Annotated in this window: 9 protein-coding genes and 1 pseudogene; 6 read left to right on the forward strand and 4 right to left on the reverse strand. The window is 62.3% G+C overall.

Annotated elements, in window-relative coordinates; translation table 11 throughout:
- Positions 1 to 55: 55 nt before the first annotated feature.
- Both BLU35_RS10190 and fumC read right to left on the reverse strand, forming a co-directional pair.
- Positions 56 to 1,126, reverse strand: coding sequence for a GGDEF domain-containing protein (locus BLU35_RS10190; RefSeq protein ID WP_093232996.1), 1,071 nt, complete (start codon positions 1,124 to 1,126; stop codon positions 56 to 58).
- 191 nt (positions 1,127 to 1,317) lie between these two features.
- Positions 1,318 to 2,875, reverse strand: a pseudogene (gene fumC, locus BLU35_RS10195) (class II fumarate hydratase).
- Positions 2,876 to 3,220: 345 nt separating this feature from the next.
- Between fumC and BLU35_RS10200 the strand changes: the two are divergent.
- Complete coding sequence (locus BLU35_RS10200) at positions 3,221 to 5,110, forward strand: L,D-transpeptidase family protein (protein WP_093232998.1); 1,890 nt, start codon at positions 3,221 to 3,223, stop codon at positions 5,108 to 5,110.
- Positions 5,111 to 5,159: 49 nt separating this feature from the next.
- Here the strand turns inward: BLU35_RS10200 and BLU35_RS10205 are convergent, their stop codons facing one another.
- Positions 5,160 to 5,837, reverse strand: a complete 678-nt coding sequence (locus tag BLU35_RS10205) for an HAD family hydrolase (RefSeq protein ID WP_058328292.1) — start codon at positions 5,835 to 5,837, stop codon at positions 5,160 to 5,162.
- Between the two features lie 224 nt (positions 5,838 to 6,061).
- Between BLU35_RS10205 and rpiA the strand changes: the two genes are divergently transcribed.
- The 5 genes from rpiA (at position 6,062) to BLU35_RS10230 (ending at position 11,216) form a co-directional block, all read left to right on the forward strand.
- Positions 6,062 to 6,757, forward strand: a complete 696-nt coding sequence (gene rpiA / locus BLU35_RS10210; protein WP_057248861.1) for a ribose-5-phosphate isomerase RpiA — start codon at positions 6,062 to 6,064, stop codon at positions 6,755 to 6,757.
- Between the two features lie 121 nt (positions 6,758 to 6,878).
- Entirely contained in the window at positions 6,879 to 7,424 is a 546-nt protein-coding gene (locus BLU35_RS10215; protein ID WP_058328291.1) for a DUF2059 domain-containing protein, read from the forward strand.
- A gap of 187 nt (positions 7,425 to 7,611) precedes the next feature.
- Positions 7,612 to 9,000 (forward strand): glutathione-disulfide reductase, encoded by a 1,389-nt coding sequence (gene gor / locus BLU35_RS10220; protein ID WP_093233064.1) that lies wholly within the window; start codon positions 7,612 to 7,614, stop codon positions 8,998 to 9,000.
- 256 nt (positions 9,001 to 9,256) lie between these two features.
- Positions 9,257 to 10,630, forward strand: a complete 1,374-nt coding sequence (locus BLU35_RS10225; protein ID WP_058324194.1) for a class II 3-deoxy-7-phosphoheptulonate synthase — start codon at positions 9,257 to 9,259, stop codon at positions 10,628 to 10,630.
- 187 nt (positions 10,631 to 10,817) lie between these two features.
- On the forward strand, positions 10,818 to 11,216 hold the full coding sequence (locus BLU35_RS10230; protein ID WP_057248864.1) for a GFA family protein: 399 nt from the start codon (positions 10,818 to 10,820) through the stop codon (positions 11,214 to 11,216).
- A gap of 4 nt (positions 11,217 to 11,220) precedes the next feature.
- Here BLU35_RS10230 and BLU35_RS10235 read toward each other — a convergent pair whose 3' ends face one another.
- Entirely contained in the window at positions 11,221 to 12,138 is a 918-nt protein-coding gene (locus BLU35_RS10235) for a helix-turn-helix domain-containing protein (protein WP_093232999.1), read from the reverse strand.
- Positions 12,139 to 12,308: the final 170 nt, after the last annotated feature.

Consider the following 12,308-nt stretch of genomic DNA (forward strand, 5'->3'; position numbering starts at 1 on the left):
CAAAAAGCGCCCATAGAGGGCGCCGATTGTCAGTTCGATCGCAGAGCTCCGTAGGTCAGCGTCGATAGATCAGCCAGTTGCGGCCGGATTCCTTGCGCATGCCGTCTTCGAAGAGAACGGTTTTGTTGCGCCCGCCATTCTTGGCCGAATAGAGCGCGATATCCGCCTTGTTGTAGAGATCGACCGGGTCTTCGGCTGCGGTCGCCATGCAGACACCGACGGAAAGCGTGATCGGGCCGTAGTTGACCCCGGTCTTCGAATTGCGGAACGGCGTTGCCGCAAGAACCGTGCGGATGCGATCGGCGATCTGCAGGCATTCTTCCTGGGTGCTGTCGCCAAGGATGATGGCGAACTCCTCGCCGCCGGTGCGGGCAACGAAGGCCTCGCGGCGCAGGTTTGCGCGTAGAACGCCACCGACGGTCGCGAGGATCTTGTCGCCGACCGGATGGCCGAAGGTGTCGTTGACCTTCTTGAAATGGTCGATGTCGGCGACGAGCAGGCCGGTGAAGTTTCTCAGATGCTCATTGTTGTAGACGGCGGCCAGATTGTCGTCGAAGGCGCGGCGGTTGGCGAGGCGCGTCAGCGAATCCGTGTTGGCGATGCGCTTGTACTCGTCGAGCTCCTGCCGGATGACTTCCATCTCGAAGGATTTCTGCACGACCGTTTGCACGCGCTCCTTGCCCTGGCTCATCGTCTCGGCGGTCGCCTCGGTCAGGATGCCGATTGCATGGCGCAGGATATCGGCGCTCGACGCACTCTTGCTGACGATGTTGACATAGGCTTCGTCCAGAACCTTGTTGTAGTTCTCGAGCGCGTATTGCTCGTCCTTCAAAAGGGTGACGAGTTCGGCGAGCTTGGCTGCAAGCGTCGTGTGGGCGCGCTCGATGCCGGTCGAGCGGTGAATGTGGCTGAAGTACTGCGCGCCGATCGCATCCAGCTCTTCCTGGGTCGCGCGGCTGCCTAGCGCTGCGAGTTCTTTCGACAGCTGCGGGTTGGAGCCGAGATAGGCTTCGTAATAGAGCTCGTAGTTGCGGGGGATAGGCGCGACACCCATCATGCGCATGGCATGGGTTACTTGCGCTGCGATATCGGGCGTCTGTGCTTTGCCCGAGTTTGCCGTTTGCATGTGCAAACCCCCTAATATTAATCACTGCTTACGGGTTATGATTTTTAGGGGCAAATGATTTGCGAAGTCTTAATATTTGCCGCCGCTGTGCACCGCAGTTCGATCGATTGCGGCCATTTCCGCCGATCTATCCTAGCGTTTGCGACTTGAACCCACGGCGCCGTTGAGGCGCCGTGGTGTATCAAAATGGATCAGGCTGGGCTGATCATCGTTTCCGGACGCACGATCGCGTCGAACTCTTCGTTCGTCACGTAGCCGCCGCCGACAGCTTCTTCGCGCAGCGTCGTGCCGTTCTTGTGTGCGGTCTTGGCAATCTTGGCGGCGTTGTCGTAGCCGATCTTCGGGGCGAGCGCGGTGACCAGCATCAGTGAGCGGTCGAGTGCCGCCTTGATGTTGTCTTCGCGTGCCTCGATGCCGACGACGCAATTGTCGGTGAAGGACACGGCCGCATCGGAAAGCAGCTGCACCGACTGCAGGAAGTTGTAGGCCATCAGCGGGTTGAAGACGTTGAGCTCGAAGTGGCCCTGGCTGCCGGCAAAGGTGAGAGAGGCATGGTTGCCGAAGACCTGGGCGCAGACCTGGGTCAGTGCTTCGCACTGGGTCGGGTTGACCTTGCCGGGCATGATCGACGAGCCAGGCTCGTTTTCAGGCAGCGACAGTTCGCCGAGACCGGAGCGCGGGCCGGAACCGAGGAAGCGGATGTCGTTGGCGATCTTGAAGAGGGCGGCGGCCGTCGCGTTGATCGCGCCATGGCTGAAGACCATGGAATCATGGGCGGCAAGCGCCTCGAACTTGTTTGGCGCAGAGGTGAAGGCGATGCCGGTGATCTTGGCGATCTCTTCGGCGACCTTCTCGGCAAAGCCGACCGGTGCGTTGAGGCCGGTACCGACGGCCGTGCCGCCCTGGGCCAGTTCGCAAAGGCCGGGCAGCGTCATCTCGATGCGCTTGATCGAGGAGGCGACCTGGGCTGAGTAGCCGGAAAATTCCTGGCCGAGCGTCAGCGGCGTTGCATCCTGGGTGTGGGTGCGGCCGATCTTGATGATGTGATCGAATGCCTTGACCTTGGCTTCCAGCGCCTTATGCAGATGCTTCAGCGCCGGCAGCAGGTCATGGATCACCCGTTCTGCGCAGGCGATGTGCATCGCCGTCGGATAGGTGTCGTTCGACGACTGGCTCATGTTGACGTGATCGTTCGGATGCACCGGCTTCTTCGAGCCCATGACGCCGCCGAGCAGTTCGATGGCGCGGTTCGAAATCACCTCGTTGGCATTCATGTTCGACTGGGTGCCCGAACCGGTCTGCCAGACGACGAGCGGGAAATGGTCGTTGAGCTTGCCGTCGATCACTTCCTGCGATGCCTTGACGATGGCATCGGCGACGGTGGAATCCAGACGGCCGAGCGCCTGGTTGGTGCGGGCAGCTGCCTGCTTGACGATGCCGAGCGCCCGGACGATCGAGGCCGGCTGCTTTTCCCAACCGATCTTGAAATTGCCGAGCGAGCGCTGGGCCTGGGCGCCCCAATAGCGGTCGCTTGCCACTTCGATGGGGCCGAACGTGTCTGTTTCCGTGCGCGTCGATGTCATCGTGATACCTGCCTTGGATCATGCGGTTCATGAAGCCTGGGCGAGCGGCCGGGTGGCGCATCTCCCCAGGGTGCCGGGCCTCTCTCTGCCCCGCCTGCCGGAGCTTGTAAAGGGGCGTGGCTCGGCTTGCCATGCTACAATCGTTTGAAACGTTGCCGTGCAACAAGGCCGGCCCGGAACGATGGTGATTCGGTCGCTTGCGGGCCGCGGGCGCCGTTGTGATGTTTCGGTCACAGGCGCGGCGTTCTTTTTAGGCGCCGATCGGCGGCTGCAACCGGCCCATGACCTCCCGCTGAAATAAAATCCATATGGATCAAATTTTTATCCCCCTTCGAACGTTATGGAATCGAGGCGATTGCCGGGGCGAGGAAGGAGATTCAAGGTCGATGTTCGCGGGCGCGTTTCCTTTTCATTCACCATCCTTTTCTATAACTTTCAGTGCACGAGGGCGTGGCGAGAATCTGGCTTCAGTCGAATTCGGCGACAACGCGATACGGGGACGTAGTTTCATATGAGAGTAATTAAGACGGCAGCGGTCGTGGCGCTCATGAGCGGCTGTGCGATCGCGACCATGGATGTGCGGCCGGCTTCGGCCTTCACATTTGGCGATTTCATCCGGGCGGGCCGGAAGAAGACCGAGGCTCAGCAGGTTCAGCCGACCCAGCCGCTGCCGGGCATGGGCACGATGGTCGACCCGCAGCAGGCGGCCAAGCCGCTGCCGAAGGTCACGGGCCCCAAATATTACACCTACAAGGCGGAGCCGCTGCGTCGCATCTCGACCGACAAGCTGCTCGATCCGGTCGTTACCGGCTCCGTGCGCAACGATGCGCTGCCGCCGATGCTGCGCACGCCGCTTGCCGACGCGCGGCAGTTCCTGCCGGATATCAACGTTCGCGCGTCCGGCGACGTCGCCAAGGCGGTCGAAGCCCATTACGGCGCCCGCATGGATTACATCTGGATCGGCGCCGAAGGCGTGAACTCCAAGGCAAAGGCGGCGGTCGCCGTTCTCGCCGATGCAGCCAAGGTCGGCCTCGACCCGCAGGACTATGCCGTCAACGTACCGGCAGACACTTTCGACCGCGGCGACATGATCGCGCGCGAAAAGGAGCTGCTGCAGTTCGAAATCGCGCTGTCGGCGGCAACGCTGACCTATGCGCAGGACACCGTGCGCGGCCGCATCGATCCGAACAAGATCTCCGGCTACCACGACTTCAAGCGCAAGACTGTCGAACTCGCCCCGCTTCTCGACAAGCTGTCTGCGAGCAACGACGTCGCCACGCTTCTCAACGACCAGAACCCGAAGAGCGCGCAATTTGCGGCACTCTCCGTCGAACTGGAGAAGCTGAGGGCGGAAACAGGCGCCGAGCAGCGCGTCGAGATCGCGCCCGGCACGCTGCTGAAGCCGGGCCAGAGCAATCCCGAGCTCGCCAACATCATTGCCGGTATTCGCCTCAAGGGCTCGGAAGTGCTGAAGACCGAACATGCGGCGGTTCTTGCCGCTTATCAGGGAGCGCCGGAATACACGCCGGAACTGGTAACCGTGGTCGAGGCCTTCCAGAAGGAACACGGGCTGAAGGCTGATGGCGTCGTCGGCCAGGCGTCGGTGCGCATCCTGACGGGTGGCGACAGCGTGGCGAACAAGATCAACAAGCTCGAGATCGCCATGGAGCAGGCGCGCTGGCTGCCGGATGGCCTCGGCGGCCGCTACGTCTTCATCAACCAGCCGGCCTTCACCGCGACCTATACCGACCAGGGCGCCGAGCAGTTCTCGATGCGCGTGGTCGTCGGCTCGAAGACGAACCAGACCTATTTCTTCCAGGACGAGATCCAGACCGTCGAGGTCAATCCGTATTGGGGCGTGCCGCAGTCGATCATCGTCAACGAGATGCTGCCGAAGCTCCGCAGCGACCCGAACTATCTCGATCGCATGGGCTACCAGGTCGAAGTCGGCGGCCGGCCGGTTCCGTCGGCGTCGGTCAACTGGAACGGCTCGACCGCTTCGGTCGCAGTACGCCAGCCGCCGAGCAGCGACAACGCGCTCGGCGAGCTGAAAATCCTGTTCCCCAACGCGCATGCGATCTACATGCACGACACTCCGTCGAAGAGCTTCTTCAAGCGCGACAACCGGGCACTCAGCCACGGTTGCGTGCGGCTTGCCGATCCTCGCCTGATGGCGGCGGCCGTGCTCGGTACGAGCGTCGAGGACGTCGGCAAGGAGATTGCCGGCGGCGGCAACAAGGCGCTGCAGGTTCCGGTGAAGGTGCCGGTTTATGTCGCCTACTTCACGGCCTGGCCGAACAAGGACGGTGTCGTCGAGTATTTCGACGACGTCTATGAGCGTGACATGTACATGAACCGCGCCTTTGACGCGACGCGCGGCGCCCGCAGGGCCGAAGGATAAGACACAAGAATAAGAAAAGGCCGCTTCGAGCGGCCTTTTTTCTATTCGATCATCGGGCTTCGAGCAGCGCCGAGACCAGTTCCGGTGTCAGCTCGTCGAAGTGGCTGATGATTTTCGTCGGTTCGAGGCTTTCGACGGGGACGTCCGAGTAGCCGAAAGGAACCGCAATCGACGGCACCGCTGCATTGCGCGCGACGAGGAAGTCGTTGAGGCTGTCGCCGACCATCACCGAGCGTTCGGCCGAGCCGCCGGCATTGGTGACGGTTCTCAGGAGGTGCTCAGCATTCGGCTTGCGCACTTCGAAAGTGTCGCCACCCGAAATCGCGGCGAAGCGTTCGATCAGCCCCAGGCGTTCGAGCAGGCGCGTTGCCAGCTTTTCCGGCTTGTTGGTGCAGACCGCCAGCTTGAAGCCGGCGCCGGAGAGCCGGTCGAGCGCGTCGATGAGGCCCGGATAGGGCAGCGAATCGCCGGGCATCGAGCCGTGGTAGAAATCGACGAACTCCTTGAGCTGCCATTCCAGGACGTCTTCAGCGAGCGGCTTTTGCCGGAGCGCGAAGGTGCGCTCGATCATGGCGCGTGCGCCGTGCCCGACAAGATGGGTCAGATCCGCATAGCCGACCGGTGCGATGCCGGCCTGGGTCACCGCATGGTTGAGGCTCGCGACCAGGTCCGGCGCGGTATCGACAAGCGTTCCATCGAGATCGAAGACGACTATGGGAGATGACACCGAAAAACCTCATGGCACCGGAAACGTTGCCGTTCGGGTAGGCGAAGTGACAGCAGAATGCAATGGGGAGTACATGTCCCAAGTCCTGCGGAATCCTTGGCGGCAATTTCATTTTGACTTTTGTTTGCGTCGCCGGGCGTGTAAGTGTCTCAGCGGAAAACGGGCCGGCCGTTCGCTGCTTGCAGCAAAGCCGTCCGTCGGAATTACAAGGGAGCGACTGGCGCATGGACGCCCGCGAAATGAAAATCAAAGCCGCGGCTGCGGCTCTGGAATATGTCGAAGACGGCATGCGCCTCGGCATCGGTACGGGCTCCACGGCTGAGGAATTTGTCCGGCTGCTGGCCGAGAAGGTCGCCTCCGGCTTCCGTATCGAAGGCGTTCCCACTTCGGAGCGCACGGCGCGGCTCTGCCTCGAACTCGGTGTGCCGTTGAAATCGCTCGATGAGCTGCCGGAACTGGACCTGACGATCGACGGCGCCGACGAGGTCGATGGCCGGCTGCGGCTGATCAAGGGCGGCGGCGGCGCATTGCTGCGCGAAAAGATCGTCGCGAGCACGTCGAAGCGAATGATCGTGATCGCCGACGAATCGAAGGTGGTCGAGGTCCTCGGTGCCTTCAAGCTGCCGATCGAGGTCAATCCCTTCGGTCAGGTGGCAACGCGGATCGCGATCGAGAAAGTCGCTTCGCGGCTCGGCCTTTCCGGCGAAATCGCCGTGCGTCAATCGCACGACGGCGCCTTCAAGACCGACGGTGGACACCTCATTCTCGATGCATCTTTTGGCCGTATTCCTGATGCAGATGCGCTCGCGGGGGAGCTGAATGCCATTCCCGGCGTCGTCGAGCACGGGCTTTTCATCGACATCGCGTCGCTGGCAATCATTGCAGGGCCGGAGCAGGCACGCATTCTGACTGCGTCCTGAGCTGGCTCCCGACAGCCCGCAATGGGCTGGGAGCGGTAAAGACAACAGGTTTCCACACATGCGGGCCTGGCGGCGGAAATCGCCCGGGCAGCATGCGACAAACACAGGAGCAAGGGTAAAAATGAACAAACTCGCAGGTCTTGTCCGCACATTCGCTGCCACCGCGATTCTGCTTTCCGCATCGATTCCGGCGGTGCAGGCCCAGGACGTCTCCGAAGAGCAGATCAAGGCAGCGCGCGCGACGATCGCAGCGCTTGGCGTGACCAACAGCTTCGACAACATTCTGCCGAACCTTGCCGAGCGGCTGAAGAACACGCTGATCCAGTCATCGCCGAACCATCAGGAACTGATCACGGCAACCGTCGACGAGAAGGCACTTAGCCTTGCCGCGCGCCGTGCCGATCTCGAGAACGAAGCGGCGACGATCTACGCCAAGACCTTCTCGCTCGAAGAACTGAACGCGATCACCGAATTTTACGGCTCGTCCGCCGGCAAGAAGCTCCTGGATAACGGCCCGATCGCTTCGCGCGAACTGCTGAAGGCCGCCGACATCTGGGCCGCAGGCGTTTCCCGCGATCTGACCCAGGAAGCCACCAAGTCGCTCGACGAAAAGGTTGGCAGCACGCAGCCGGCTGCCGAGGGCGCCGTCCAGGCGCCGGCGCAATAACCGTCGCCGGCCACGGTTCATCACGTTTCGAGGAGCCCGGAGAGATCCGGGCTTTTCTTTTGGCCGGAGGCACCACTATATGTGCCTGCGGCGCGGCCTTCGGCTGGTCGCACCGGCTGCCGAACGCGAGATCGTTCGGCGCGCTTTCCATTTCGCCATTTCGGCCGCTGCTTTCAGGAGACTGTCCATGCCCGCTTTCGACTATGACCTCTTCGTAATCGGTGGCGGATCCGGCGGCGTCAGGAGCGGGCGCCTGGCAGCGAGCCTCGGCAAGAAGGTGGCGATTGCGGAGGAGTTTCGCTACGGCGGCACCTGCGTCATTCGCGGCTGCGTGCCGAAGAAGCTCTATGTCTACGCGTCGCAGTTTTCCGAACATTTCGAGGACGCAGCCGGTTTCGGCTGGTCGGTCGGCGAAAGCCGGTTCGACTGGCAGAAACTGGTCGCCGCCAAGGAACAGGAAATCACCCGGCTCGAAGGGCTCTACCAGAAGGGTCTGAACAATGCCGGCGCCGAAATCCTGCATACGCGCGCCGAGCTGGTCGGTCCCAATACGGTTCGCCTGCTCGACAGCGGCCGCACGGCGACGGCCGAGCGGATTGTGATCGCCGTCGGCGGTCATCCGACGCCGCATGACGCGCTGCCGGGACACGAGCACTGCATTTCCTCGAACGAGGCTTTCGATCTCGAGGAGCTGCCGAAGTCGATCCTGATTGCGGGCGGCGGCTACATCGCCGTCGAATTCGCCAACATCTTCCACGGCCTCGGCGTCGAGACGACGCTGATCTATCGCGGCAAGGAAATTCTGTCGCGCTTCGACCAAGACCTGCGCCGCGGGCTGCATGTGGCCATGGAAGAGAAGGGCATCCGTATCCTGTGCGAGGACCTTATCCAGTCGGTCGCCCTCGATGATGCTGGGAAGCGTGTCGCGCGCACGATGAAACACGGCGACATCGCCGTCGATCAGGTGATGCTGGCGCTTGGCCGCGTGCCGAACACCACGGGCCTCGGCCTCGAAGCGGCTGGCGTCAAGACCGATGAGCGCGGCGCCATCATCGTCGATGCGTTCTCGCGCACCAGTGCGCCTGGCATCTATGCGCTTGGCGATGTCACCGACCGCGTGCAACTGACGCCGGTCGCGATCCACGAGGCCATGTGCTTCATCGAGACCGAGTACAAGAACAATCCGGTGTCGCCGGATCACGACCTGATCCCCACCGCCGTCTTCTCGCAGCCGGAGATCGGCACCGTCGGTCTGACGGAAGAAGAGGCGACGCGCCGCTTCGACGAGCTGGACGTTTATCGCGCCGAATTCCGGCCGATGAGGGCGACGCTTTCGGGCCGCAAGGAAAAGATGATCATGAAGCTGATCGTCAACGCTGCCGACCGCAAGGTGCTCGGTGCCCACATCCTCGGCCATGATGCGGGCGAGATGGCCCAGCTGCTCGGCATCTCGCTGAAGGCCGGCTGCACCAAGGACGATTTCGACCGGACGATGGCGGTGCACCCGTCGGCGGCGGAAGAACTGGTGACGATGTATTCGCCGTCCTACCGCATCCGCAAGGGCGAGCGGGTCTGAGGCCCCGGCAGCCGGTGCCTTGCTTTGCAGGCGCCGGAGCCGATGAATTCTGGTAGGATGTCTTTCCAAGCCTTCGCTTAACGTCTATAAGCCCGCATCCGCGAAGTCACCGGCTTCGGGCGAGCTTGGCGCAATAATCTTGCGTTGGGGCAGGGCACGCGGACATGAGTGAAATTTCCGAATACCGGGCGGCCACCTTCGGCCGTCAGGGCGCGACCCGCGCGGATAGATCCGCGGCAGACAACAGGTGATCGAAATGGCACAGACTTGGACTCCAAACAGCTGGCGGCAGAAACCCATCCAGCAGGTGCCGGACTATCCGGACCTGGCAGCGCTTGAGGCGACCGAAGCGAGCCTCGCGAAGTATCCGCCGCTGGTGTTTGCAGGCGAAGCGCGCCGTCTGAAGAGTGCCCTTGCCAATGTTGCCGAAGGCCGCGGCTTCCTGCTGCAGGGCGGCGACTGCGCTGAAAGTTTCGCCGAGCATGGCGCCGACACGATCCGCGACTTCTTCCGCGCCTTCCTGCAGATGGCCGTCGTCTTGACCTTCGGCGCGCAGCAGCCGGTGGTGAAGGTCGGCCGCATAGCCGGCCAGTTCGCCAAGCCCCGTTCTTCGGGCGTCGAGAAGCAGGGCGACGTGACGCTGCCGTCCTACCGTGGCGACATCATCAACGGCATCGAGTTCACCGAGGAAGCGCGTATCCCGAACCCGGAACGCCAGATCATGGCCTACCGTCAGTCGGCTGCAACGCTGAACCTTCTGCGCGCCTTCGCCATGGGTGGCTATGCCAACCTCGACAACGTGCACCAGTGGATGCTCGGCTTCGTCAAGGATAGCCCGCAGGCAGAGCGCTACCGCAAGCTCGCCGACCGCATCTCCGAGACCATGGACTTCATGAAGGCGATCGGCATCACCTCGGAAAACCATCCGAGCCTGCGCGAGACCGATTTCTTCACCAGCCACGAGGCGCTGCTGCTCGGTTACGAGCAGGCGCTGACGCGTGTCGACTCGACCTCGGGCGACTGGTACGCCACCTCCGGCCACATGATCTGGATCGGCGACCGTACCCGCCAGCCCGACCATGCGCACATCGAATACTGCCGCGGTATCAAGAACCCGCTCGGTCTCAAGTGCGGCCCGTCGCTGACGGCCGATGGTCTCCTGGAGCTGATCGATCTTCTGAACCCGGCCAACGAAGCCGGCCGCCTGACGCTGATCTGCCGCTTCGGCCATGACAAGGTGGCGGAGCATCTGCCGCGCCTCATCCGTGCGGTCGAGCGCGAAGGCAAGAAGGTCGTCTGGTCCTGCGATCCGATGCACGGCAACACGATCACGCTCAACAACTACAAGACCCGCCCGTTCGAGCGGATCCTGTCGGAAGTCGAGAGCTTCTTCCAGATTCACCGGGCAGAGGGCACGCATCCGGGCGGCATCCATATCGAGATGACCGGCAACGACGTGACGGAATGCACCGGCGGTGCGCGCGCGCTTTCCGGCGACGATCTTGCCGACCGCTACCACACCCATTGCGATCCGCGCCTCAATGCGGACCAGGCGCTGGAACTCGCGTTCCTGCTGGCCGAGCGCATGAAGGGCGGCCGCGACGAGAAGAAGATGGTCGTCAACGGCTGATCTAATCCCCTGGCATCGTTCAGGCTTTCTGAACGTCGCTTGGGAGTTTTGAATTTGACAATGCCGGGCCAGCTCTGGAAGCTGGTCCGGCATTTTCGTGTCTGGAGCAGGAAGCGGCGCGCGCAATCGTGCCGCCTTATCCACCGCATGACAGGGTGATGCATCACGATTTCGCTTTGGGGGAACAATGCCGGACGTTCACAAGGGAAGCTGTCTTTGCGGGGCAGTGCGCTTTGCCGCACAGGGCGAGCTGCGCGAGCTGATCTACTGCCATTGCAGCCAATGCCGGAAGCAGACCGGGCTCTACTACGCCGCGACGAATGTCCGGAACGACGGCCTTGAGGTCGAGGGAATGGAGCATGTCACTTGGTATCGGGCAAGCGACAGCGCCAGCCGTGGCTTTTGCCGGATCTGCGGCTCGGCCCTGTTCTGGAAGGGCGACGGGCAGGATTACATCTCGATCATGGCTGGGGCCTTCGAGAAGCCGACCGTGCTGAAGGGTGGCTATCACATCTTCTGCGAAGACCAGGGCGACTTCTACGAAATCACCGACGACTTGCCGAAATATGCGGCCGGACGCAGCTGAGCGATCACTCCGGCATGCTTGTTGCCTGCCGAACCGCCTGCTCATAGCCATTGGCAAGGCCGGCCATCTTGACCGATTGCCACTGACAATATTCGTCGAGCAGGCGTTCGCCTAGCCAGAACAGCCCGCGCTGGCCTTCGCCGGCGCGGCCGATGAGGCCCGCATCCTGGGCGCGGGTGAAAATGCGCCTGATATGCGTGTTGGAGATCATGTAGTGCGTGGCGAGTTCCGAGAGGCTCGCTTCGAGCCAGACTTTGCCGTCGACCGGATCGAGGCTTTGCGGCCGCGACATGAGATCGTCGAGCAGCAGGCCGCCGCATTCGGTCCAGACGAAGGCGGCCACAGCTTCCGGCGGCTCGTTCCACCGCCGGTCGGCGAGCAGAAGGCGGGTGGCGATCGGTTGGGCGCGCTCAAAGATCGTCCGATCGGCTTCGACGCGCTGAAGGCGGCCCTTGCCGTCGAAACGGTCGAGCGTGCCCATCTGGCTCATGAACCAGCGCAACATCGCCCCTTCGCTGATTTCGGTCGGCTCCAGGGGCCGCACTTTCTTTCTGGCACGACCGCCATTGGTATCGCGCAGCAGCTTGTAGGTCAGCAGTTCGGCAATGAAGGCGGCAGCGGTATTGCGGCTGGCGCCGCCCATCTCATGCATGAACTTTAGCAGGCGCGCGGTGGTGATACCCGTCTCCGGATTCGCTGGATCGCGCTCGAGGTGAAGTGTGTAGACGGCTTGGCTCAGCGTCCATTTCTGATGGGAGGCGACGAGGCGGGCAACTCGAGGGAAGACATCAAACACCGACATCAGATCGCGGGCGCTCGCCTGAAGGATCGCCCGGAAGTTCGGATGATTGCGAAAATCTTCTGCGATGAAGGCAAGCGCACCAACTGGCGCAACGCCCTCATGCTCTGCCACGACACGCATTTGCTGCGCACACCCCCGAAGCTTGCGCGGCGTGCCGGATGCTTGAATTTCAAGATGCCCGGTCGCCAGCCGCCACTCAGCCTAACCCCTTTTAGTAGGAGTAGCTTGCCCATAACGTGCGAACAACCGATTTTGTTCAAACGGGGCACCTGACGTTCAGCCGTCAGGCG

Origin of the sequence: Sinorhizobium sp. NFACC03 (assembly GCF_900103435.1) — a bacterium.
Lineage (GTDB): Bacteria > Pseudomonadota > Alphaproteobacteria > Rhizobiales > Rhizobiaceae > Ensifer.